The organism is Roseburia sp. AF02-12 (assembly GCF_003461765.1).
Taxonomy (GTDB): domain Bacteria; phylum Bacillota; class Clostridia; order Lachnospirales; family Lachnospiraceae; genus Roseburia_C; species Roseburia_C amylophila.
Window position 1 is genome coordinate 361,192 of record NZ_QTXS01000001.1, and the last position, 24,577, is coordinate 385,768.

18 protein-coding genes are annotated in these 24,577 nt (G+C 41.4%); 15 read left to right on the plus strand and 3 right to left on the minus strand.

Features of this window, described 5'->3' with window-relative positions; genetic code table 11:
• Window position 1: 1 nt before the first annotated feature.
• The 15 genes from DV740_RS01725 to DV740_RS01795 all read left to right on the plus strand — a co-directional run bounded on the left by DV740_RS01725 (window position 2) and on the right by DV740_RS01795 (window position 16,727).
• Entirely contained in the window at window positions 2–250 is a 249-nt protein-coding gene (locus tag DV740_RS01725; RefSeq protein ID WP_117840915.1) for a hypothetical protein, read from the plus strand.
• Window positions 237–458 (plus strand): hypothetical protein, encoded by a 222-nt coding sequence (locus DV740_RS01730; protein ID WP_242986320.1) that lies wholly within the window; start codon window positions 237–239, stop codon window positions 456–458. The genes DV740_RS01725 and DV740_RS01730 overlap by 14 nt, the downstream gene beginning before the upstream one ends.
• Before the next feature lie 250 nt (window positions 459–708).
• Entirely contained in the window at window positions 709–1,023 is a 315-nt protein-coding gene (locus DV740_RS01735) for an XRE family transcriptional regulator (RefSeq protein WP_242986319.1), read from the plus strand.
• A gap of 266 nt (window positions 1,024–1,289) precedes the next feature.
• The gene (locus DV740_RS01740; protein WP_117699318.1) at window positions 1,290–1,526 is read left to right on the plus strand and encodes a hypothetical protein; all 237 of its coding nucleotides are present in this window, start codon (window positions 1,290–1,292) and stop codon (window positions 1,524–1,526) included.
• A gap of 291 nt (window positions 1,527–1,817) precedes the next feature.
• On the plus strand, window positions 1,818–2,693 hold the full coding sequence (locus tag DV740_RS01745) for a hypothetical protein (protein WP_118087358.1): 876 nt from the start codon (window positions 1,818–1,820) through the stop codon (window positions 2,691–2,693).
• 98 nt (window positions 2,694–2,791) lie between these two features.
• Complete coding sequence (locus DV740_RS01750; RefSeq protein ID WP_118087359.1) at window positions 2,792–3,334, plus strand: DUF3877 family protein; 543 nt, start codon at window positions 2,792–2,794, stop codon at window positions 3,332–3,334.
• Between the two features lie 36 nt (window positions 3,335–3,370).
• Window positions 3,371–4,048: a DUF6198 family protein gene (locus DV740_RS01755; protein ID WP_255415045.1), complete on the plus strand. Its 678-nt coding sequence runs from the start codon at window positions 3,371–3,373 to the stop codon at window positions 4,046–4,048.
• Between the two features lie 105 nt (window positions 4,049–4,153).
• On the plus strand, window positions 4,154–4,747 hold the full coding sequence (locus tag DV740_RS01760; RefSeq protein ID WP_118087360.1) for a ribonuclease H1 domain-containing protein: 594 nt from the start codon (window positions 4,154–4,156) through the stop codon (window positions 4,745–4,747).
• A 44-nt stretch (window positions 4,748–4,791) separates the two neighbouring features.
• Window positions 4,792–5,802 (plus strand): LacI family DNA-binding transcriptional regulator, encoded by a 1,011-nt coding sequence (locus DV740_RS01765; RefSeq protein WP_117699096.1) that lies wholly within the window; start codon window positions 4,792–4,794, stop codon window positions 5,800–5,802.
• 1 nt (window position 5,803) lies between these two features.
• Window positions 5,804–9,232: a helicase-exonuclease AddAB subunit AddB gene (gene addB / locus DV740_RS01770; RefSeq protein WP_118087361.1), complete on the plus strand. Its 3,429-nt coding sequence runs from the start codon at window positions 5,804–5,806 to the stop codon at window positions 9,230–9,232.
• A gap of 3 nt (window positions 9,233–9,235) precedes the next feature.
• Entirely contained in the window at window positions 9,236–12,853 is a 3,618-nt protein-coding gene (gene addA / locus DV740_RS01775) for a helicase-exonuclease AddAB subunit AddA (protein ID WP_118087362.1), read from the plus strand.
• A gap of 531 nt (window positions 12,854–13,384) precedes the next feature.
• The gene (locus DV740_RS01780; protein WP_242994193.1) at window positions 13,385–13,990 is read left to right on the plus strand and encodes a Maf family protein; all 606 of its coding nucleotides are present in this window, start codon (window positions 13,385–13,387) and stop codon (window positions 13,988–13,990) included.
• Window positions 13,991–14,008: 18 nt separating this feature from the next.
• The gene (locus DV740_RS01785) at window positions 14,009–14,269 is read left to right on the plus strand and encodes a glyoxalase (RefSeq protein ID WP_117947628.1); all 261 of its coding nucleotides are present in this window, start codon (window positions 14,009–14,011) and stop codon (window positions 14,267–14,269) included.
• Between the two features lie 17 nt (window positions 14,270–14,286).
• A complete protein-coding gene (locus DV740_RS01790; RefSeq protein ID WP_118087364.1) occupies window positions 14,287–15,690 on the plus strand; it encodes an NAD(P)/FAD-dependent oxidoreductase in 1,404 nt (467 codons plus the stop codon).
• A 47-nt stretch (window positions 15,691–15,737) separates the two neighbouring features.
• Window positions 15,738–16,727, plus strand: a complete 990-nt coding sequence (locus DV740_RS01795) for a peptidylprolyl isomerase (protein ID WP_118087365.1) — start codon at window positions 15,738–15,740, stop codon at window positions 16,725–16,727.
• 98 nt (window positions 16,728–16,825) lie between these two features.
• Here DV740_RS01795 and htpG read toward each other — a convergent pair whose 3' ends face one another.
• The 3 genes from htpG to DV740_RS01810 all read right to left on the minus strand — a co-directional run bounded on the left by htpG (window position 16,826) and on the right by DV740_RS01810 (window position 24,366).
• Window positions 16,826–18,937: a molecular chaperone HtpG gene (htpG, locus tag DV740_RS01800; RefSeq protein WP_118087366.1), complete on the minus strand. Its 2,112-nt coding sequence runs from the start codon at window positions 18,935–18,937 to the stop codon at window positions 16,826–16,828.
• Between the two features lie 217 nt (window positions 18,938–19,154).
• Window positions 19,155–20,111, minus strand: a complete 957-nt coding sequence (locus tag DV740_RS01805) for a glycosyltransferase family 2 protein (protein ID WP_118056801.1) — start codon at window positions 20,109–20,111, stop codon at window positions 19,155–19,157.
• Window positions 20,112–20,118: 7 nt separating this feature from the next.
• Window positions 20,119–24,366, minus strand: coding sequence for a 2-hydroxyacyl-CoA dehydratase (locus DV740_RS01810; RefSeq protein ID WP_118056800.1), 4,248 nt, complete (start codon window positions 24,364–24,366; stop codon window positions 20,119–20,121).
• Between the last annotated feature and the right edge of the window lie 211 nt (window positions 24,367–24,577).

The following is a 24,577-nucleotide window of genomic DNA, read 5'->3' on the forward strand; positions in this document are numbered from 1 at the left end:
TATGGCAAAAACAAAGATTGTAAAATTTATGTGTTCAATTGTGCTTGCGGTCAGTCTGGTACTTTCTCAAAGTTATACCGCAATGGCTTCAGGTTCGTCCACAATAACTGAGCAACAGTTGGGAGTTCTATTTGATGGGATGGAAAGCATAGTAGTACAGTTGGAAGAGATGGGATTGACAGAAGAGGATATAAGTGATTTATTTGGTGTACTACCAAGAGAAGACTCTTTTTACCATGGAGAAGATTGATGAATTGCATCAGGAAATTGAACAGCTTAAAACAGAAATACCGCCAGAAGATAATTCTTCCAGTAAGTTTGAGACACAGTTAGAAAGTATCATCAATATGGAATCTTTTGACAGAGAGAAAATCCAGAAGGTAATCAAAAAAGTGATTATCAATGGAGAGGACAATATAGAGATTGTATGGAATACAGATGATCCATTTTTCAGGTAAGATGGATGTTTAAAGAGTGTGGAGTGCCGAGAAAATGTGGCACTCCTTTCTTATGCAGGCATAAATATTGCTTTCAATATACTGCAATAGCAGGTATAATGGAAAGTGATATTTGAGGGTACAAAAAAATTAAATTTTTTTTGGTCTAGGGTTGACACGAGCAGGTTTATCAGTTCCAGATTCGGATATGCTGATTACATTAGCAGATGAATTGGATACTTCTGTAAGTGTATTGCTTGGAGAAACTGTAATGGAGTCAATGACAGATGACCTAAAAGCAATCTCTGAAAAATTAGAGGTAATTAATTTACAGTTGGCAAAGAGAAACATGGTCAAAGTAAAAACGATCCGTTGGATATTTATCTCGCTATGTGCGTTTATAGTGCTTGTTTTTATTGCTCTTGCGATTATGAAAAGTTCTTATCTAGGGTGGGATTATAATAACCCGGAATTTGCAGTTGCAGGAACAATATTACATGGATTTGAATTTGTCTTTGTGAGATTAGCGCCATTTGCTTTCATTGCTTCTGTTATTGGAATCGTAATTACCTATAAGAAGCGATAAATTCAAGTTTGTCAATTACAGGAGACATTGAAAGAGCCAGTCCATTCAAGGTGCTGGCTTTTTCAAAATTCAAATTTAATAAATTGCACGACAACTTAGAGTAAAAAAGAATACCCATTAGTAAGAAATGAATAGAAAATGAATAAAAGTGTGGGAAAGCGAATAAAAATGAGTTAGTATGCATCAGACACACTTTTGTAAAAAGGGAGAAATTCAATTGGAAATACTATTTGAAGAAGTAGAATATATAGATGAGGTGAGCACATATGGAACAGGAAACACAGGAGCAAACTAATAAGTTTAATAATAAAATCTATTATATTCTTCCAGAGTTTTCAGGTAAGAATGTTCCTATTATAGAAGTTGCTAAACTAATGGGAAAAGACCAGCAGTTTATTCGGCAGGGAATAATAAGGGGGATTTTGCCGATTGGAGTTGCATTTAAGAAAACAATCCCAAATGGTAGTTATGAAGGGAAAGAATCATCTCAATACGATTTTTAAGTTAGCCCAAAATTATTATGGGAATATATTGGAATAATTTATAAAGAATAATATAAAAGTAATACAGGAGAGGTTATTGTGTGCCACCACCAAAAGTTAGGTTTCAAATCTAACGATTGGTGGCTGTTTTTTGCTAAATATAACTACAGAGTATATACCACAATTATCTTTCTATTAACTCCTTGCACTTCCCCTTCATCTACGGTATAATCGTAAAGTCCGTGTGCAACCAATCGCATGCGGGGATAAGAATGAATATATTGTGTTATGGATAGAGTGAAGGAGCAGGAAATGAAGAAGAAAATATGGGCGGCAGCTTTGATTTGCATTGTCGTATTAGGAATGCTGGATGGATGCGGACCAAAGGAGAAAGATACAGACAAGGAAGCAGCAGGAAATACAGAAACAGAAGCAGTGGAAGGGCTCCATGCCACAGAGACGGAGACAGAGGCACAGGGAAATCTTAAGGAAGATACCTGGTATGTTTCATCCGGTATGTATCAGCACAAAATGGAAACCGAAGAGAATACCGCTGTGATAAAAAATGTCAATGTATACAATATGGCAGGAACCATGGATGGTGAGACCTTTGTGCAGGCATCTGATTTTACCAATCATTTAAATCAGGCGGAGTATGAGATAAGCTGGAATCGTACTGAGGCAGACGAAGAAGGAAATACAGTTTATACGGTTACTTTATCTGCAAAGATTCCGTGGAATGGCATACAGACGGATGCAGAAGCTTATATCGAATATGAAGACATCAGCCTCGTGGATGCAACTACCGGAATGGTGCTGCCGCAGCATGTAGCTGCAACAGACAGTTCCATGGCTATGATGGCAGAAGTGGCTTGTGCCGGCACAACATATCAGGTGGCAGCCACAGAAGATACAGAGACAACGTTTGGTGACTGGTCGGTGGAAGACGGCAGCGAGTATCCGATGGTTACATATTATGAAATCAAAGAAACTTATACCGTAACGGCACCGGCAGAATATAAAGGACTGCTTTTTGTATTACAGACACAACGCAGTGCAGAAGAATATGAAAATGGAATCGTAAACGGTCTTGGAACAGATGAGGCACATACATTTGATGGAACAATTAATGATGGAAGTGTGGCGATTGAACTGGACCGAGATTATGATTATGTGAATGTGGATTAGAAGATAAATAGAATAGGTAAATCCAACAGATAATAAAAGAAAACGAAACAGAATCGTCGAAAGGTGGTTCTGTTTTTCCACGTCTAAAGGAGCATACAATGGATTATAGCAGATTAGAAAAAGGAATTATGGATTTCATACAGGAGGAGCAGGTAAAACTTGGATACCGGAAAGAAAAAATCCGGTTATATTATCCTTTGAGTTCATTAAAGCATTTTCTGGGAGAAGAAGTGAGCGGAAAATCAACGGAAGAATTGGAAAAAGCATTTTATGAAGCAGCAGGAATACGGCTTGGCAGAGTAGAAATTAGCAGAAACAAGGACCGCTTTTGCTTTGTAGTACCGGAAGAAGGCGCAGAATATGTGCGTGAGCATATGGAAGAAAATGCATTTATCAAAAAGCTGGTTACACTGCTGCAGAGCCATTCCTGTACAATAGAAGCAATTTACCGGCTGTTTTTGGAGACAGGTGAAAAGATTCATTTTGAAGAGATTGAGACAGAGGATTTTGACTATCTCATTTATTTTGAAAGCGGAGAGGATTCCTATTATTATTGCTTTAAGGACGAAGGCTGCCATATCATCTATCATCGCTTTATGCCGGAGGATTACCGGGATTTGTTTTCTGAAAGTGCAGAGTAAGAACTATTTTATGATAAAAGAAAAGAGGAAGAGAAGTTGCAAAAGAAAATAAACAGAGGAATCGTATATGTGGCAGGATTACTGTTACTTGCCATGGGAATTATATTAAATACCAAGACGGGACTTGGCGTATCTCCGATTATTTCGGTGGCATACAGTGTATCGGTAATCAGTGGAATGAATTTGGGCAATATGACGCTGATTTTATATAGCATTTTTGTATTGATAGAAATGATATTACATACCATCCGGCGCAAAAAAGGAGAATATGTAAAACGCCTGTTTTTGGATATTCTGCAGATACCACTTAGTATTGTATTTACCCGGTTTATGAACCTTTTTGCAAGATTCGTTCCTGAATATGCCAAAGACTGTGCAGGTACTTTCTGGGGCAGCGTTCCGGCACGTTTGATGCTTTTGATACTGGCAATCATATTGACAGGTGTAGGAGCCGCAATGTCTTTAAATATGCGTATCATACCAAATCCGGGAGATGGAATTGTACAGGCAATTGCAGACTTTACCGGAAAGTCGGTAGGGTTTACCAAAAACTGCTTTGATGTGTGTAACGTTACGATAACCTGTATCGCTGGACTTATTATAAAGGGAGAAATTATCGGGATTGGAGCCGGTACACTATTGTCAGTACTTGGAGTGGGAAGAGTAATTGCAGTATACAATCATTTCTTTGGAAAATATCGTTACGAATCCTAAGCTTGTCCTAGCCTTTCAAAGGGAAAAATGATAGAATAGAATTAATGATGTAAGTTAAGAAAAGAAGAAAATTCACAGAAATAAAAGATAGTAAGAGGAAGAAGAATGGCAGCAAAGTTTTATGCAGTCCGAAAAGGAAAGAAACCTGGTATTTATATGAGCTGGGATATGTGTAAGCAGCAGACCGCTGGCTTTTCCGGAGCGGAGTTTAAAAGTTTTCCGACGAAGGAAGCAGCAGAAGAATATATCGGTCAGAAGCAGCAGACAGTAGAAAAAGAGCCGGAAAATTATGCCTTTGTGGATGGCTCTTATAATATTGCAACTAAGGTATACGGATACGGCGGCTTTCTGATGACAGATGGGAAAAGAGAAGTGCTGCAGGGAGCAGGAGAGGAAGAAGAAATGGCATCCATGCGTAATGTGGCAGGAGAAGTATTAGGAAGCATGGCTGCCATTGAGAAGGCAGTGGAGCTTGGACTGGCAGAGCTTACGATATATTATGACTATATGGGCATTGAAATGTGGGCAACAGGAGCATGGAAACGGAATAAGAAAGGAACCATTGCCTATTATGACTATATTCAGGGCATAAAGGATAAAATTACACTTCATTTTGTAAAAGTAAAAGGGCATTCAGGAGTAGAAGGAAATGAAGAAGCAGACCGGCTGGCAAAAGAGGCAGTCGGAATTGAGCTATAGTATCTGCAGAAGAGTGGATACGGGGATAAAACAGGAGGAAAGAAATGGTTTCATTAAAGGACGTAGCGAAGCGTTGTGGTGTCTCAACGGCAACAGTAAGTAAAGCGTTGAATGGACATAGCGATATTGGAGAGAAGACCAGGATACGGATTAAAGAAGCAGCACAGGAGATGGGGTATTTTCCGAATGCGGCAGCAAGGGCATTAAAGACGAACCGTTCTTATAACTTAGGAGTACTTTTTAAAGAGGAGGCCGGAAGAGGGCTTACCCATGAATATTTCTCTGGCATCTTAAATGGATTTAAAGAAAAGGCGGAAGAATTAGGCTATGATATCACTTTTATTAATAATGAGCATGTGAATCATAAGATGTCATATCTTGAACACTGCAAATACCGGAATTTTGACGGAGTTGGAATTGTGTGTGCCAGGTTTGAGGAACCGGAGGTACAGGAACTTTTGCAGAGTAATATTCCGATTGTTACTGTGGATTATGTATATTACAACTGCACGGTTGTTTCTTCTAATAATGTAAAAGGGATGAATGAACTGGTACGTTATATTTATTCCAAGGGACACCGGAAAATTGCATACATTTATGGGGAAAAACATTCGGCTGTTACCAGAGATCGTCTGACCAGCTTTTTCCAGACAATGGAGAGCTTTAATCTGAATGTTCCGGATGACTATTTAAAGGAAGGAGAATATTTAGATACCAGGCTTGTGGCAAAGGCAACCAGGGAACTTTTAAATCTGCCTGACCCGCCGACCTGTATTCTCTACCCGGATGATACAGCATTAATTGGTGGGATTAATGTAATTGATGAAATGGGACTTAAAGTACCGGATGATATTTCTATTGCAGGTTTTGATGGAACAAAAGTATCCCAGATGATGAGTCCAAAGATTACGACTATACGGCAGAATACCAGAAAGATTGGGGAAGAGGCCGTAAAACGTCTGGTACAGAGAATCGAGCAGCCTAAGACAACGCTGGTGGAGCGTGTGATTATCAATGGAGAACTTTTGGTAGGAGAATCAGTAGGAGGAATCTGATATGGCACTGCAATTTGTGCTGGGCAGTGCTGGAAGCGGAAAGTCAGACTATGTATTCCGCAAAACAGTCAAAGAAGCTCAGAAGAATTTAAAGAAAAATTATTATGTAGTAGTACCGGAACAGTTCACGATGCAGACGCAGCGTGAACTTGTTCGGTTACAGGAAAAAAACAGTATTATGAATATAGATGTGGTCAGCTTCCAGCGACTGGCATATCGTATTTTCGATGAATTAGGAAAGACGAATATGGCAGTTTTAGAAGAGACCGGGAAAAACCTTGTATTGCGTAAGGTTGCCGAAGAGCGGATGGATGATTTATGTGTCATGCAGGGAAATATGAAAAAGATGGGATATATCAGTGAAGTGAAGTCCCTGATATCAGAGCTGACACAGTATAATATCGATCCGGATACTTTGGAAACATTTATTGAAGAGCAGAATATGCCACCGGCATTTTCCTATAAACTGCAGGATATCCTGACCATGTACAGGGGTTTTCGAAGTGCAATTTCCGGGATGTATATTACTGCTGAAGAAGTTTTAGAAGCCTTCTGTGATATGGCAGAAGAATCAAAGCTTTTACAGGATGCCGTGCTGGTTTTCGATGGATTTACCGGATTTACACCGATTCAGAATAACGTGCTATACCGCCTGATGGGAATTGTATCAGATATATATGTGACAGTAACCATTGACCCGGCAGAGGATATTTATTCCTATCATGATATGCAGGAGCTGTTTGCCATGAGTAAGAAGACTGTAGCCAGCCTAATGAAAATGGCAGAAGAGAAGCATTTTGAAGTAACAGAGCCGGTGGTATTAAAGAATCCCAAAGCTGACCGGTTCCGGGAGGCGCCGGTACTACGGTTCTTAGAGCAGAATCTGTTCCGTACCAGACATCATAGCTACGAAAAGAAGGATGAGAAAGAAATCAAAGAAGGCATAGAGATTTTATCCCTGCCAAATCCAAGAAGAGAACTGCAGTATGCAGCAGAAGAGATTGCAAGGCTGGTGCATACCGGAGCATATCGCTACCGGGATTTTGCCATTATTTCCGGTGCCATAGAAGAGTATGGAAGCTATGTGCCGCAGATTATGGAGGAGTTTGGCATTCCGTTTTTCTTAGATACAACGAAAAATATTTTACTGCATCCATTTTTGGAATTTGTCCGGTCTCTTTTGCAGGTAATCGAGGACAATTTTTCGGAGGAAGCAATGTTCCGTTATCTGCGCTGTGGATTATCCCAAATCAGTGAGGATGAGATTGACCTGTTGGAAAATTATGTACTGGCAGCAGGCATCCGTGGAAAGAAAAAATGGGAGGCAAGATTTATTTATACCACCCATGAGGTTGCGGAAGAAGATTTAGAAGCTTTAAATGAACTCCGGATCCGTGTAATGGAGCCATTTTCGGAATTGGCGGCTGTATTTCATAAAAAAGGTGCTACCGTACGGGAATGCACGACAGCACTCTATCAGTTTATTGTGTCCTTACAGATAGAGCAGCAGTTAAAATACCGGGAGAATCAGTATAAAGAGGCGAAGGACTTAGCCAAGGCAAAGGAATATGCACAGATTTATCGCATTGTAATGGATATTTTGGATAAGATGGCAACGCTTCTGGGTGATGAAGTCATGGACATATCCGAATATGCCAAGGTCTTAGAGGCTGGCTTTGAAGCTGCCAAAGTAGGCGTGATTCCGGGTGGCTATGACTGCGTGATGATTGGTGATATCGAAAGAACCCGTCTTGATGATATAAAAGTATTATTTATCGTGGGAGTCAATGATGGTATTGTGCCAAAATCCGATAATCGTGGCGGCATCATTTCCCAGCTGGAAAGAGAAGAACTTGCGAAAAATCATATGGAACTGGCTCCTACAGCAAGGGAACGTGTTTTTATCCAGCGTTTTTACCTTTATCTTGCAGTGACAAAGCCATCGAAAAAACTTTATCTTACCTATGCAAGGGTAGGCAGTGATGGAAGTGCAAAGCGCCCGTCCTATTTTATTCATATGATTGAGGGACTGTTCCCGGGGTTAAAAGCAGAGCTGATAACGGGAGAACAGGTTGATGAAACACTGGTAACACCGGAGAGCAGCATGGCATTTCTGTTAGAGGGACTGTATCAGGAAGATGCCGGGTGGAATGATGAGAAGGAAGTACTCTGGCAGGCTTTGCTGCACTGGTATGAAGAGGAACCGGCATATCGGGAGCAGGTAAAAGCTATTCTTGATGCAGCAGAGCTTAAATATCATGCAGAGCCAATCAGCCGAACTGTGGCAAAGGCTCTTTATGGAAATGAGTTAAAGAACAGTGTTACGCGGTTGGAACAGTATGCAGCCTGTGCCTGTGCCCATTTCCTGACTTATGGACTGCGTTTACAGGAACGGGAACTCTTTGAATTCCGTATGGCGGATATGGGAAATATCTATCATCAGGCATTGGAAAATTATAGCCGGTATCTGAAAGAATCATCCTATAGCTGGTTTGATATTACAGAAGAAGCACAAAAACAGCTTATGGAGCGGGCAATGGAAGAAGCAATTGCTTCCAGTGGAAATGCAGCCATGGCAGATACAGCGGCAAACCGTTATCAGGTAGCAAAGATGAAAAAGATTTTTGCACGGACCATCTGGGCACTGACCAGCCAGATTCGTCAGGGAAAATTTGAACCATCGCAGTTTGAGGTGGGATTTTCCTATGCGGATGATTTAAATGCAGTGAATTTTAAACTCAGTGAAGAAGAGCATATGCGGCTCCAGGGAAGAATTGACCGTATTGATACTTATGAAGACAAAGATAAGTTATATGTAAAGATTATTGATTATAAATCCGGTAATACCGGTTTTGAACTGCTATCTCTGTACCATGGCCTGAAGCTTCAGCTTGTGGTTTATATGAATGCAGCCATGGAATTATTTGCAAAGCAAAATCCGGCAAAAGAGATAGTGCCGGCAGGTATGTTCTACTATCATATTGATGATCCGATGGTGGAAGGAACCGGTAGTGAATCTGAAGAAGAGATTCGAAGAAAGATATTGGAAAATTTACGTCTGGATGGAGTGGTAAATACAGAGGATGATATTTACCGTGCCATGGATGTGGAACTTTCCGGTAAATCCAATGTCCTTCCGATTTCTGTAAATAAGGACGGAACGGTGCGAAAGAGCGATAAGGCTGTGGACAAGGAAGAATTTAGGCTGATTGCGGATTATGCCAGCTATCGGATTGCAGAAGCTGGAAATGCTATTTTAAAGGGAAATACAGAGGTGAATCCGTATCTATTAAAGAACCGGAGCAGCTGTGATTATTGTCCATATGCTGCGGTCTGTGGATTTGATAAAAAGATTCCGGGATATGAAGTAAGGCGGTTGGAAGAATTATCTTCCGAGGAAATCTATGAACGCATGAAGGAGGTTTTTTAAGAAATGGGAATGACATGGACAAAAGAACAGCAGCAGGTCATTGATTTAAGAAACCGTAATATCTTAGTGTCTGCGGCAGCAGGTTCCGGAAAGACAGCCGTACTGGTAGAGAGAATCAAAGAGCTGGTATTGGATAAGAAGCATCCGGTAGATATTGACCATCTTCTGGTGGTAACCTTCACCAATGCGGCGGCAGCCCAGATGAAAGAGCGTGTAGCAAAAGCCTTGGAAAAGGCATTGCAGGAGAATCCTTCCGATGTGAGATTACAGCAGCAGGCTGCACTGGTGCAGAATGCGCAGATTACTACCATAGACAGTTTCTGCCTTTATGTGCTTCGGAATCATTTTCATGAAATCGGTCTGGAGCCGAATTTCAGGATTGGAGATGAAGGCGAGTTAAAGCTTCTTCGGGAAGATGTAATGACCGGATTGTTTGAACAGTGTTATGAAGGAAAACATCCGGGTTTTTTGCATCTCATTTCCTGTTATGGAACCAGTAGAAGTGATGCACCGGTGCGGGATATGATTTTTAAACTTTATTCCTATGCACAGAGTTATCCATGGCCGAAGCAGTGGCTTCGGGAAGCGTTAAGCTGCTATGAGATAAAAACAGAGCAGGAATTAGAGCAGGCGCCTTTTATTGAAATGACGGTAGAATATGGGAAGCAGATGGTAAAGGGCTATTTAGAGCAGGCAGAGCATTATCTTGAGCTTTGTCAGGACGCAGACGGTCCTTACATGTATGAGGACGCTTGTGAGCAGGATGTAGAGCTGATGGAGGATTTGCTTTCCTGCAGTACTTATCAGGATTTTTATGAAGAATTAGGAAAATGTAAATTTGTAACATTAGGCAGGGCAAAGGATTATATCGGAAGTCCGGAAAAGCAGGAGCAGGTAAAGACAGAACGTAAGAAGCTTAAGGATGGAATCGGAAAGTTAAAAAGTGACTGCTTTGCCCTTAATTTTCAGGAAATCTTAGAGCAGCTCACTCTGGTGCAGCCATCAGCAGAAGCGTTAGCTGAAGTGACGGAGCGTTTTATCGATGCTTTCGCAGAAAGAAAGCAGGATAAGAATCTGGTGGATTTCTCAGACCTTGAGCATTTTGCATTAGAGATATTGGTAGAGGAAGAGACCGGGAAACCAACGGAGACTGCAAAGGAATTTCAAAATGCCTATGAAGAAATTATGATTGATGAGTATCAGGACAGCAACTATGTGCAGGAGACGATTCTCCGGGCAATTTCAAGAGAAGTGGTCGGACAGAATAATCTTTTTATGGTAGGAGATGTAAAACAGAGTATTTATCGTTTCCGTCTGGCGAGACCGGAGCTTTTCATGGAAAAGTTTGATACTTATGAGACAACAGATGCACCCTGCCAGCGGATTGATCTGCATAAGAACTTTCGAAGCAGAGACAGCGTGCTTACTTTTACCAATGATATTTTCTATCAGATTATGAAACGGAATCTTGGCGGTGTGGATTATACCGATGAGGCGGCATTGTATTGTGGTGCAGATTATCCGGCGGGCGAGAAAGAGGATGCTTTTGACAGTGAGATTCTTCTTACAACTACACAGGAACTGGAAGAGGGAACAAAACAGCAGATTTCAAAACAGGAACTGGAAGCAAAATTAATTGCAGACCGGATTCGGAAGATGGTAGGCAAAGAAGAGGTGGTAGACGAAGAAACCGGAGAATTCCGGAAAGTCCGCTATGGCGATATTGTAATTTTACTGCGTAGTTTAAGTGAATGGGCGGACCTTTTTGCAGAGGTTTTAAATGCCAATGGAATTCCGGCACATACGGTTTCAAGAACCGGATATTTTTCCACATTAGAAATCAGGACGGTATTAAATTATCTTAGGATATTAGATAATCCAAGACAGGATATTCCACTGGCAGCAGTATTAAAATCCCCAATGGCAGGTCTTTCCGATGAGCAGCTTGCAAGACTCCGGTTACTGGCAGAGGACAAGCCGTATCATCAGTGCGTAAAGATGTTTTTGGAAGCGGAAGAAGAGCTGACAGAAAAAGAATCAACAGCGGATGAAGACATGCGGGCAAAATTAAAACGTTTTTCCGAAACATATAAAAAACTTCGTAGACAGACCATGGATATACCAATGCACGAACTGCTGCAGAAGGTATTGAAGGAAACGGGATATGCCAGGTATGCATCGGCATTGCCGGCGGGTAGACAGAGACTTGCAAATCTTCATATGCTGTCAGAAAAAGCCATTGCCTATGAGAAAACCAGTTATCGCGGACTTTATCATTTTATAAGATACATTGATGAGCTGCAGAAGTATGATGTGGACTTTGGGGAAGCAGAGCTTGTGGGAGAAAATGAGGATGCCGTAAATATTATGAGTATCCACAAGAGTAAAGGACTGGAATTTCCGGTCTGCTTTGTCAGTGGAATGGGCAAATCCTTTAATAAGCAGGACAGCCGCAGCAAGATGATTCTGCATCCGAACCTTGGCGTTGGACTTGATATTATTGAGGAAGACAGGCGGATAAAAGTACCTGCATTTTTTAAGAAGGTAATTGCAAGGCAGACAGAATTAGAAAGTCTCGGTGAGGAGCTTCGTGTCTTATATGTGGCATTTACAAGAGCCAAAGAAAAATTGATTATAACGGGCTGCATCAAGGATGAAGAAATGCTGCAGCAGATAAGAGAAATTTATTGCGGAAGTAACCGAAAAGAACTTAATTTTAAGGAGCGGGCAGAAGCAAAGACCTTCCTGGAGTGGATCCTTCCGGCGGCAGCCGCCAGTGGCAGCTGGGACAAGGTTTCCTATGTGACACCATGGAGCATGTTAGAGGACGAGGCGGCGCATCAGATAACAGAACATGTGTCATTGAGGCAGCGTGTGCAGCAGGCGGAGAAAGTTTCGGATACTCTGTATGAAAAGATAAAGGAACAATTATCCTATCAGTATCCGCACCCGGATGCCATTCATCTGGTGACAAAATATTCTGTATCGGAATTAAAACACCGGGCAATGAGGGAGCTTGCAGCAAAGGAAGAAGAGGATGTTACACCGAAATTCTTAGAAGAAGTATCTACCCCATATGTTCCGGCATTTATGGAAGGAAAAGCAGAAGTAAATCAGGGAGCACTGCGTGGAACAGCAATGCATCGTCTGATGGAATGCTATGATTTTACGAAAATGCCGGATCGTTCCGATGAATTTGCAGAGAATATAAAAAAGCAGTTGACAGGACTGGTACAAATGGGTAAAGTATCTGAGGATATGCAAAAATTAATCCGTATGCCATCCGTGGAATTATTCTTAAAATCGCAGCTTGCACCCCGTATGAAAGCAGCTGCAATGCGGGATGATTTGTTCCGCGAGAAGCCGTTTGTCATGGGAAATCATGAGATGGAAGAAGAGATGGTTTTAATCCAGGGAATCATAGATGTTTTCTGGGTGGAAGAAGATGGAATCGTACTGCTTGATTATAAGACAGACCGGGTAGATAGTGCCACAAGGCTGCGGGATATGTATAAAGAACAGCTGGATTTATATGCAGAAGCGTTAGAACGGATATTCCCGCTTCCGGTGAAGGAGAAGTATCTTTATTCCTTCCGGCTGAATCAGGCAATTGAAGTATAAGGTGTCATAAGTGATGAAGGAGAAAAAGTTTGTATAGGAAAGGCTTTTGTTTGAAGGCATTTGCTTGCCCATTGAAATACCGAGTTCTAAGGCATATGTTTTCCTTTTTTCTATAAATACAGTCTTTCCAATGTTTGACAGACACATTGCACGGTTCGCTGCCTGCGGATACATGAATAGGCTTGTTAGGGGCACTTGGAATTTCGTCTGCAACCAGGCAACGCTGGTACAGGGATGTACCAGCGAGGCACAGATGAACACGGATGTGAATTTGTGCCGGTTGCCAGACGAAGTTCATATATTAGCCGAAATTCTTAGTGCCCCTTACAGGCGTATGCGGTATCCGCAGACAACGGACAGTGCGACGTGTCAGTCCAAGCAACGGAAAGACAGTTTATCATCAAGGAAAACATATGCCTAAGAACTACTGGTATTTCAATGAAAAAAGCAAATGTTCTCCAAACAAAACCTTTTCCGGTAAACTTTTTCATCCACTCACTTATAATATACCGGAACACAAGGAGAAAAAACGTGAAAATAATTTTAGCATCAGCTTCCCCGCGAAGGAAAGAACTCTTAGAGCAGCTTGGACTTACCTTTCTGGTATTTCCGGCACAGGGGGAAGAAAAACAGGTGGGAGATACGCCTTCCGAGATAGTTATGAATCTGGCGAAGCAGAAGGCGGGGGAAATTTATGAAAAGATGATAGAAGCCAAAGTAGGAGAACAGGACAGTCTGGTAATCGGAGCAGATACCGTCGTGGTAAAGGATGGCAAAGTGCTGGGTAAACCGAAGAACCGGGAGGATGCATTTACAATGTTAAAGGGACTTTCCGGCAGCACCCATGAAGTCTATACCGGAGTGTCACTCTGGATGCGGGAGGATGGAAAGAAAGTACAATACAGCTTTTATGAATGTACGAAAGTTACCATGTATCCGGTTACAGATGAAGAACTGAACCGCTATATAGATACCGGGGAACCGATGGATAAAGCAGGTGCATATGGAATTCAGGGAAAAGCAGCTGCGTTTATCGAAAAAATCGAAGGTGATTACAATAATGTAGTAGGTCTGCCGATTGCCCGGATTTATCAGGAATTGAAACAATTAGGTATTGATGTATATAAATTTTCATAAAACAGGAGGAAAGAATAAATGGAATATGATGAGGTATGTCTGAATTACTTTTTAAAACATCAGTCACAGTTATTTGATGAAAATGTGGCAGAAAGTTTAGAGGAGGCAGAAGCGTTTTTAGAGGACTGTATGGCAGTTATCTGTGACAGCATCAAAGAAGTAAAACAGTTCTTAGACGAAAGCGGTGCGGATGTATCCGGAATGAGCAATCATGAAATTGAAGAAGCAGAAGAAGTTTTTTCACTGCCGGATGGCAGATATCTGGTTGTGGAAGCATAAATGAAAGGGGATTTTATATGAATAATAACTATGATGTAATTATTATCGGTGCAGGTCCGTCCGGAATTTTCTGTGCCTATGAATTAAAGGAAAAGAGACCGGATTTAAAGGTTCTCATGATAGAAAAGGGAAGAAGCATTGAGAAACGTCAGTGTCCGAAACGTAAGACAAAGGTCTGCGTAGGATGCCAGCCATGCTCAATTACAACCGGATTTGCCGGAGCGGGAGCATTCTCAGATGGTAAATTATCATTATCACCGGATGTAGGTGGCAATCTGCCGGAAATCTTAGGATATGAAGAAGCATTATCCTTAATTAAAGAATCGGATGATATTTATCTGAAATTCGGTGCAGACACCAATGTTTATGGTGTGGATAAGGAAAAAGAAATCCGCGAGATTCGCAGAAAAGCAATCAATGCCAACTTAAAATTAATCGAGTGTCCGATTCGTCATCTTGGAACAGAAGAAGGATATAAGATTTATGCACGTCTGCAGAAGCATTTGTTAGACCTTGGTGTGGAGATTCTCTTTAATACCATGGTAGCGGATATTCTGGTAGAAAACAATGCCGTAACCGGTGCTGTAACAGAAAAGGGAGATACATATTATGCGAAAGAAATCATTTCTGCAGTAGGACGTGAAGGTGCAGACTGGTTCTCACATATCTGTAAGGAAAAAGAGATTGAAACCAAGGTAGGTACGGTTGATATCGGTGTCCGTGTGGAAGTGCGTGATGAGGTTATGGATTTCTTAAATACAAACCTTTATGAAGCAAAACTCGTTTATCATACACCAACCTTTGACGATAAAGTGCGTACTTTCTGCACAAACCCATCCGGTGAAGTAGCAACCGAATATTATGATGACGGACTTGCGGTTGTAAATGGACATGCTTACAAGTCGAAAGATATGAAAACAAATAATACCAACTTTGCATTGCTGGTATCCAAGAACTTTACCAAGCCATTTAAGACTCCGATTGAGTATGGTAAGCAGATTGCACAGCTTTCCAACATGCTTTGTGATGGCAAAATTTTAGTACAGACATTTGGTGACTTTAAGCGGGGCAGAAGAACTACAGAGGAACGCCTGGCGAGAAACAATCTGATTCCAACCTTAAAGGATGCAGTGCCGGGAGATTTATCACTGGTATTTCCACATCGTATTATGGTAGATATCGAAGAAATGTTAGAGGCACTGGATAAGGTTACACCTGGTATTGCCAGTGATGAAACATTACTTTATGGTGTAGAAGTAAAATTCTATTCCAATAAAGTTGTTGTCAGCAAAGATTTTGAAACCAGCATTAAAGGTCTGCGTGCCATCGGTGATGGTGCAAGCGTAACCAGAGGATTACAGCAGGCATCTGCAAACGGAATCAGCGTGGCAAGAAGTATATTAAAGAGTCTTGAAGCATAAAAACATACCAAAGAATTGGTTTTCGAATAAGAAAAGGAAGAAAATTCATGGGACGAAAGAGTAAAATTGCCGCAGTGGTCTTAGGCATTTCCGTATTGCTTGGTGGATGCAGTCTTGGGAAAACGGACATTGTATTTACAACAGGCTTATCCTCTAATGAAGTTTTTAAGATAGAGCATGAAAAGGTATCTTTGGCAGAAGCCAAGGTATATCTTTGTAACTACCAGAATCTATATGGAAATGTCTATGGAATCGATTTGTGGGAACAGCAGTATCAGACCGATGATTTAGAGCAGTATGTGAAGGACGTTACATTATCGGAAATGACCCGGGTAATCTGCATGGACCAGCTGGCAGAGCAGAAGGAAATTACTTTAAGTAAAGAGGAAAAGATCAATCTGAAGCTGGCTGCAAAAGAATATTATGAGTCATTGAATGAAGAGGAAAAAAGTTATATGGATGTCAGTGAGGCAACCATAGAGAAACTCTATGAGAATTATGCACTGGCAAGCAAGGTGTATACATCTTTAACAACCGGTGTCAATGAGGAAGTCAGTGATGATGAAGCAAGGGTCATGGAAGTACAGCAGATTTATGTAAAGGATCAGAACCGTGCAGGAGAGGTGGCATCCAGACTGGCAAATGGAGAGGATTTCCGGACAGTAGCAGCAGATTATAATGAGGCTGCCCAGATTGATATTACCTTTGGAAGAGATGAGATGCCAAAGGAAGTAGAGGATATTGCATTTAACTTAAATGATGATGAAATATCAGGAAGCATTGCGACAGAGGATGGTTATTATTTTATCAAGTGCATCAATAAATTCAATCAGGAGCTGACGGATGCAAATAAGGATAAGATTGTTAAAAAGCGTGAGAAAGAGGCATTTAATGACGAATATGACGCTTTTGTGGCAGATTTATCTTCAAGCCTCAATGAAAAAGTCTGGGATGAACTGGAACTTAAAACAGACGGAACCATAACCACCAACAGTTTTTTTGAAGTGCTGGATAAGTATTATCAGTTAGAAGAGTAGAACAATAGTAGAAAAAATCTACAGAATCTGCCGCTGGCAACTATAAAAGGGAATCTGATGAAAATCAGATTCCCTTTTGGGTAGTTCTTCTTGAACTTTTATTTTGCCAGCAGCATCATGATATCGTTGCTACGCTGGATGAATTTTGTCATAGCATCTACGGATAATGGCTGGTTGCTTAAAACAGCTAAATCGTAAAGCTGCTGACAGAACATTGGTACATGCTCGGAATCTTTGTGATTTAAGATGTACTGGACCAGAGGATGACTGGTATTTAAGGTCAGTGTCTGGTCTGCCGCAAACATGGAAGTATCCATACCGCCCATGCCATTCATGGCATACATTTTCATCATATCCTGCATACGTCTGCCTTCCTCGGAGAGAGTAATAACAGAAGCAATGTCGGGATTTTTCAGTTTGGCAGCTTTAATCGTAAGCTTATCATTCTTTAAAGTATCTTTGAATACTTTGGACAGTGTTTCTTCAGTCTCTTTAGTCTCTTCAGCATTTTCTTCTTTCAGGGAATCGGTAAGGTCTGCATCGATTCGCATGAATTTGAATTTCTCATTACGCTGCTCTAACTGGCTGATGAAGGAGGTATCGATATTGTGATTTAAGATAACTGCATCCATGCCCTGTTCCTTGAACATCTTGATATACTGTCCCTGCTGAACCGGATCGGTAACATAGTAAATCGGTTTTCTTTCATCCTTTTCGTCTGAGTCAGAAGCAGTATCAGCGGTCTTATCAGCATCAGACGCATTGTCTGAAGCGGTATCTTCAGCCTTTGTATCTTCGGTATTTCCTTCCGTATTTTCTTCTGCTTTTTCGTCTTCTTTCAGAAGCTCCGGAAGAGTAAGGTACTTATCGTCTAAGTTCTTAAAGAGAATGTAATCATTCATCTTGTCACAGAACTTGGTATCTTTTAAGCAGCCGAATTTGATAAATGGGCTGATGTCATCCCAGTATTTTTCGTAGCTTTCTTTTTCGGTCTTGCACATACCGATTAATTTATCTGCAACTTTTTTGCTGATGTAATCGGAAATCTTCTTTACAAAGCCATCGTTCTGCAGAGCACTACGGGAAACATTAAGCGGAAGGTCAGGACAGTCAATCACGCCCTTTAAGAGCATTAAGAATTCCGGAATCACTTCCTTAATATTATCTGCGATAAATACCTGATTATTATATAATTTAATAGTTCCTTCGATGGAATCGTATTCCGTATTAATCTTCGGGAAGTACAGAATACCTTTTAAGTTAAATGGATAGTCCATATTCAGGTGAATCCAGAATAAAGGCTCTTTATAATCCATAAATACTTTACGGTAGAAAGCTTTGTATTCTTCATCGGTACATTCGCTCGGAGTCTTAGTCCACAGTGGGTTCGTATCATTCAATGGAACCGGACGTTTTAAAATCTTAAGCTTTTCGGTTCTTGGAGATACTTCTACGACTTCTTTTTCGCCATTTTCATTTTCTTTTTCTTCAGTTTTTGCTTCTTCCACGATTGTTTCAATGACAGTATCGGTATCTAATTTATCTTCCGGTTGGATAGTCTCATACTGTGGCTCGGCATTTGCCTTGGTCAGATAGATTGGTACCGGCATGAAAGAGCAGTACTTCTCAATGACTTCTCTTGCACGATATTCGTTGGCAAATTCCAAAGCATCTTCGTTTAAGAAAAGAGTAATTTTGGTGCCGACTTCGGTACGGTCACTGTCTTTCATATCAAATTCTGTGCCGCCATCGCATTCCCAGTGAACAGCAGTAGCACCATCTTTATAAGAAAGGGTATCAATGTGAACCTCATCTGCAACCATGAAAGCGGAATAGAAGCCCAGTCCGAAATGACCGATAATCTGGTCTTCATTGGCTTTATCTTTGTATTTCTCCAGAAAATCAGTAGCACCGGAGAAGGCAATCTGGTTGATATATTCTTCTACCTCGTCAGCGGTCATTCCAAGACCGTTATCAATGAAGGTAAGGGTTTTATCGTCCGGGTTGACAATAACGTGGATTTCAGGCTTATAATCGGCTGGAAGGGTATATTCTCCCATCATTTCCAGCTTCTTTAATTTGGTAATGGCATCACAGCCATTGGAAATCAGTTCACGATAGAAAATGTCATGATCGGAATACATCCATTTCTTTATAATCGGAAAAATGTTATCGCTGCTAATTGATAAATTTCCATGTTTATTACTCATTTAAAACACTCCTTTTCTTTCTCTATATACTTTCTTGTTTTATTTTGTAGTGTCAGACTACAAATCCTAATAGAAATATTATACTTTGCAAATTTAAAAGTCAATAGAAAATTAGCACTCTTTAAAAAAGAGTGCTAACAAAAATCCGCAACACCAGTATTTATTGGACGTTGCGGATTTCTTAAAAGTTTATAAACTTTCTGTTTAATCATTTTTTTCATTCAGATTTAACAGCTTTATCTGGGCTTAAATTGCTTTCCTGGCAGACATAAATTGGCCGTTTTTTGACCTCCATATAAGTGCGGGAAAGGTAGGAACCTAAGATTCCGATGCACAGAAGCTGGATACCTCCGATAAAGATAACGATACATGCCATGGACGGCCAGCCGAAAGCGGAGCCGCCGAATAAAAGCTGCCTTACAATAATAAAGATAATCGCAAGGAAGGAAATGATACACATAAACATTCCGGTAAAGGATGCAAGCTTTAACGGAGCGGTAGAGAAGGATATCATTCCGTCTAAGGAGTAGCGGACCAACTGGAAGAAAGACCATTTGGTTTCTCCGGCAATCCGCTCTGTATTTTCAAATTCAATCCATTTGGTACGGAAACCGACCCAGCCAAATAACCCCTTGGAAAAGCGGTTGTATTCATTTAATTCTAACAACGCATCCACAAAAGGACGGTTCATCAACCGGAAATCTCTGGCACCATCTACGATATCTGTATCGGACATTTTGCGGATAAGCTTATAGAACATCCGGGCAAAGAAAGAGCGGACAGGCGGTTCTCCTTTGCGGTTTACCCGTCGTGTGGCAACCGAATCATAGCCTTCTTCCCGGATGGCGTGAAGCATCGAAGGAAGCAGGGAAGGCGGATCCTGTAAATCTGCATCCATAATGGCAGTATAATCACTGGTTGAATTTTTCAGACCGGCATAAATAGCCGCTTCTTTTCCAAAATTACGGGAAAAGGAAATATAATATACACTGTTATCGGAAGAAGCAAGTTTTTTTAGAATGGCAAGGGTATTGTCCGTTGAGCCATCATTGATAAACAGCAGCTTAAGAGAAATCTCTGTAAGCTGTTGCCTGATTTTTGCAATCTCTTCGTAAAAATACGGAAGTGCTTCTTCTTCGTTATAGCAGGGTACAATAATCGTCATTGTTTGCATAAAAGAATCAATCCTTTGCAAGGTTCTTGTTGGCAGTAGAGAGCATCAGTTTGATACGGTTCAACTGGTTTACTTCACTGGCACCCGGGTCATAGTCGATAGCCACGATGTTAGAAAGAGGGTACTGGTGACGCAGCTTCTTGATAACACCTTTACCAACCACATGGTTTGGCAGACAGGCAAATGGCTGTGTACATACGATATTATTGGTCCCGGTATGAATCAGCTCTAACATTTCGCCGGTTAAGAACCAGCCTTCACCGGTCTGGTTACCCTGGGATACAATCTCAGAAGCATATTTTGCCAGTGTTTCAATGTGGGCAGGCGGATCAAAGTGTTCACTCTTTTCAAATTCATCACGGGCAGCGGAACGGAGCCATTCGAAGAATCTGATACCGAGGTTTGAGACTCTTGCGGATTTCCTGCTCATGCCAAGGTGTTCTGCTTTAAAGTTCTGGTTATAGAAGCAGTAGAGCAGGAAGTCGGTAAGGTCAGGAACAACAGCCTCAGCACCTTCGGACTCCAGTAAGTCTACCAGATAATTATTTGCGGCTGGAAGGAATTTAACCAGAATCTCACCGACGACACCAACCTTAGGTTTCTTAATGTCTCTCATCGGAAGACGGTCGAAGTCACGGATGATTTCACGGCACATCTTCTTGTATTTCCGGTGGGAGACAAAGCCCTTCCTGGAAATAAATGCAATGACACGTTCCTTCCATTTCTCATGAAGTGCATTGGCAGAACCAGGTACTTCCTCATAAGGTCTGGTGCGGTAGAGACAGCGCATGAAAATATCGCCAAACTCCAGGGCATAAAGACCATGCTGGATAAGCTGTGGTGTGAACTTAAAGCCAGGGTTTTTCTCTAAGCCGCTTAAGTTGATGGAAATAACCGGAACGTCTTTATAACCGGCTTTTTCCAAGGCACGGCGGATAAATCCGATATAGTTGCTGGCACGACATCCACCACCGGTCTGTGAGATTAAAATTGCAGTCTTTGTCATGTCATATTTTCCGGACATAACAGCACTCATAATCTGACCGACAACCATAAGGGAAGGGTAGCAGGCGTCGTTATTTACATATTTTAATCCCACATCCACAGAGTCGCGGTTATCATTATCAAGTACAACCAGATGATATCCGGCAGCCTGGAAAGCAGGCTCTAAGAGTTCGAAATGAATCGGTGACATCTGCGGACAGAGAATTGTGTAACTGTCACGCATCTCTTCGGTAAATACTACACGGTTAAAGTTAGCGGGAACGATGGTACGTTTTTCATGACGTTTTTCTTTGACACGGATAGCAGCAAGAAGAGAACGGATACGGATTCTTGCAGCCCCTAAGTTATTTACCTCATCGATTTTCAGGCAGGTATAAATCTTGCCGGATTTGCTTAGAATGTCATTGACGCAGTCTGTTGTAACGGCATCTAATCCACAACCGAAGGAATTCAACTGGATTAAATCAAGGTTATCCTGTGTCTTTACAAAGTTTGCTGCAGCATACAGTCTGGAGTGATACATCCACTGATCCATAACGATAAGCGGACGCTCTACTTCATGGAGATGTGCTACGGAATCCTCTGTAAGTACAGCTAGACCATAGGAATTAATCAGTTCCGGAATACCATGGTTGATTTCCGGATCCACATGATATGGACGGCCGGCAAGTACAATACCACGTTTCCCAGTCTCTTTTAAATATGCTAAAGTTTCTTCGCCCTTGCGTTTGATATCCTCTCTGGCATTGGAAAGCTCCTGCCATGCAGTTCTCGCGGCAGCTTTGATTTCTTCTGCCGGAATGGAGAACTCTTCGGTAAAGGTATGTACTAACTGCTCGGTCAGAACGTCAAGGTTGGTAAATGCCATAAACGGATTTAAGAAACGAACCTGACCTGAAGTAATTTCATCTACATTATTCTTGATATTTTCGGCATAGGATGTAACAATTGGGCAGTTGTAGTGATTGTTAGAATCCGGGAATTCATTTCTTTCATAAGGAATACATGGGTAGAAAATGAAATCTACCTGATGCTGAATCAGCCAGGATACATGACCGTGGGCAAGTTTGGCCGGATAACATTCGGACTCGCTTGGAATGGAATCAATACCCAGCTCGTAAATCTTTCTGGTTGACTGTGGAGAGAGTACTACTTCAAATTTTAAAGCTGCAAAGAAGGTTGCCCAGAATGGGTAATTCTCATACATATTTAATACTCTCGGAAGTCCTACGGTTCCGCGGGTGGCTTCTTCTTTCTTCAGTGGAGGATAAGCAAAAAGCCGTTCATTCTTATATTCAAAAAGGTTTGGAATATTTTCTTTATTCTTTTCTTTGCCAAGTCCACGTTCACAACGGTTACCGGTAATGTAGGAACGGTTGCCGGAGAAACGGTTGATGGTTAAAAGACAGTGGTTGGTACATCCCTGACAGCGGGTCAGCTTGGTATCAAAGGTCAGTGCATTGATTTCATCAATGGAAAGCATGGAAGTCTGGTAACCTTCCTCATGACGCTCCCTTGCAATTAAAGCAGCACCAAAAGCACCCATGATTCCTGCAATATCAGGTCTTACTGCTTCACAGCCGGAAATTTTTTCAAAGCTCCGGAGTACCGCATCATTGTAGAAGGTTCCACCCTGAACTACGATATGCTCACCTAAATCCTTTGCATCGGAAAGCTTGATAACCTTGAAAAGAGCATTCTTGATAACGGAATAAGCAAGACCGGCGGAAATATCAGCAACACTTGCACCTTCCTTCTGAGCCTGTTTTACCTTGGAATTCATAAATACGGTACAACGGGTTCCAAGGTCAATTGGGTTTTCAGCAAATAAAGCTTCTTTGGCAAAATCCTGCACACTGTAATTTAATGATTTTGCAAAAGTCTCGATAAAGGAACCGCATCCGGAAGAGCAGGCTTCATTTAACTGAACACTGTCAACGGTCTGGTTCTTAATCTTGATGCATTTCATATCCTGACCACCGATGTCTAAGATACAGTCTACATCCGGGTCAAAGAATGCCGCTGCATAGTAGTGGGCAACGGTTTCTACCTCACCGTCATCCAACATAAGGGCAGCTTTTAATAAAGCCTCTCCATAACCGGTGGAGCAGGAGTGTACAATATGTGCATCCGCCGGTAATAAGGAATAGATTTCCTTGATGGATTTGATTGCAGTAGCCAGAGGACTTCCGTTGTTGCTGCTATAGAAAGAATAGAGAAGAGAACCGTCTTCTCCTGCCAGTGCAATTTTGGTTGTGGTGGAACCGGCATCAATTCCAAGATAGCAGTTTCCTTTGTAAGTAGAAAGGTCCGCTGTCTTTACATTGTGTCCGTTATGACGGGCAGTAAAGGCGTCATAGTCAGCCTGGGTTGCAAAAAGAGGCTCCATACGGGCTACTTCAAATTCCATTTTAATATCAGAAGACAATTTGTCTAAAATATCGGATAAATCGTAAGTGACATCTTCTTTATAATTTAATGCAGAACCAATGGCTGCAAACAGGTGGGAATTTTCCGGTGCAATAATGTGTTCATCATCCAGTTTTAAGGTACGGATGAAAGCTTCCTTTAATTCAGAAAGGAAGTGCAGTGGTCCACCTAAGAAAGCAACGTGACCACGGATTGGTTTTCCACAGGCAAGACCACTGATGGTCTGGTTTACGACTGCCTGGAAAATAGAAGCAGATAAGTCCTCTCTGGTAGCACCTTCATTAATCAATGGCTGGATATCGGTTTTTGCAAATACACCGCATCGTGCAGCAATCGGATAGATGGCATCATAATTTTTGGCATACTCATTCAGACCGGATGCATCTGTCTGGATCAAAGATGCCATCTGGTCAATAAAGGAACCGGTACCACCGGCACAGATACCATTCATACGCTGCTCAACATTACCACCTTCAAAATAAATAATTTTGGCATCCTCACCACCAAGCTCAATGGCAACGTCAGTCTGTGGCGCATAGTCCTGTAAGGCAGTAGATACGGAAATAACCTCCTGCACAAACGGAATGCCAAGATGCTTGGCAAGGGTAAGTCCGCCGGAACCGGTAATCATCGGTGCCAGCTTTAAATTCCCAAGCTTATCAAATGCCTTTTTTAATAAATCCGTTAAGGTTTCACGGATATTGGCAAAATGTCTTTCATAGTCTGCAAACAGCAGCTCGTTATTTTTTCCAAGAACAGCAATTTTAACGGTTGTGGAACCGATGTCTATTCCCAGTTTGTTAAGATTTTTGTTTTCCATAATAATCACCCTGTATTAGTCTGTTACTTCATATTAATAATGTGTTTCATAAATTCCAAAACAAAATCCATTATACGACAGTATTTTTCAAAAAACAATTCCTAATAAAAGAATTTATGGATTGTTTAGAAATAGTGGGGAATCTGAAATTTTTATGAAGAAGTCCCGGTGTCGTTGACAAATCTTTGGGGATACTTCTATAATAGTAGAC

Excerpts from the sequence above, each read along its gene's own strand:
- DV740_RS01725 (WP_117840915.1), top strand. The coding sequence starts at position 2 with ATGGCAAAAACAAAGATTGTAAAATTTATGTGTTCAATTGTGCTTGCG.
- DV740_RS01790 (WP_118087364.1), top strand. The coding sequence starts at position 14,287 with ATGAATAATAACTATGATGTAATTATTATCGGTGCAGGTCCGTCCGGA.
- DV740_RS01765 (WP_117699096.1), top strand. The coding sequence starts at position 4,792 with ATGGTTTCATTAAAGGACGTAGCGAAGCGTTGTGGTGTCTCAACGGCA.
- DV740_RS01805 (WP_118056801.1), bottom strand. The coding sequence starts at position 20,111 with ATGCAAACAATGACGATTATTGTACCCTGCTATAACGAAGAAGAAGCA.
- DV740_RS01735 (WP_242986319.1), top strand. The coding sequence starts at position 709 with ATGGAGTCAATGACAGATGACCTAAAAGCAATCTCTGAAAAATTAGAG.
- DV740_RS01745 (WP_118087358.1), top strand. The coding sequence starts at position 1,818 with ATGAAGAAGAAAATATGGGCGGCAGCTTTGATTTGCATTGTCGTATTA.
- addA (WP_118087362.1), top strand. The coding sequence starts at position 9,236 with ATGGGAATGACATGGACAAAAGAACAGCAGCAGGTCATTGATTTAAGA.
- DV740_RS01785 (WP_117947628.1), top strand. The coding sequence starts at position 14,009 with ATGGAATATGATGAGGTATGTCTGAATTACTTTTTAAAACATCAGTCA.
- DV740_RS01810 (WP_118056800.1), bottom strand. The coding sequence starts at position 24,366 with ATGGAAAACAAAAATCTTAACAAACTGGGAATAGACATCGGTTCCACA.
- DV740_RS01760 (WP_118087360.1), top strand. The coding sequence starts at position 4,154 with ATGGCAGCAAAGTTTTATGCAGTCCGAAAAGGAAAGAAACCTGGTATT.
- DV740_RS01740 (WP_117699318.1), top strand. The coding sequence starts at position 1,290 with ATGGAACAGGAAACACAGGAGCAAACTAATAAGTTTAATAATAAAATC.
- addB (WP_118087361.1), top strand. The coding sequence starts at position 5,804 with ATGGCACTGCAATTTGTGCTGGGCAGTGCTGGAAGCGGAAAGTCAGAC.
- DV740_RS01795 (WP_118087365.1), top strand. The coding sequence starts at position 15,738 with ATGGGACGAAAGAGTAAAATTGCCGCAGTGGTCTTAGGCATTTCCGTA.
- DV740_RS01730 (WP_242986320.1), top strand. The coding sequence starts at position 237 with ATGGAGAAGATTGATGAATTGCATCAGGAAATTGAACAGCTTAAAACA.
- DV740_RS01750 (WP_118087359.1), top strand. The coding sequence starts at position 2,792 with ATGGATTATAGCAGATTAGAAAAAGGAATTATGGATTTCATACAGGAG.
- htpG (WP_118087366.1), bottom strand. The coding sequence starts at position 18,937 with ATGAGTAATAAACATGGAAATTTATCAATTAGCAGCGATAACATTTTT.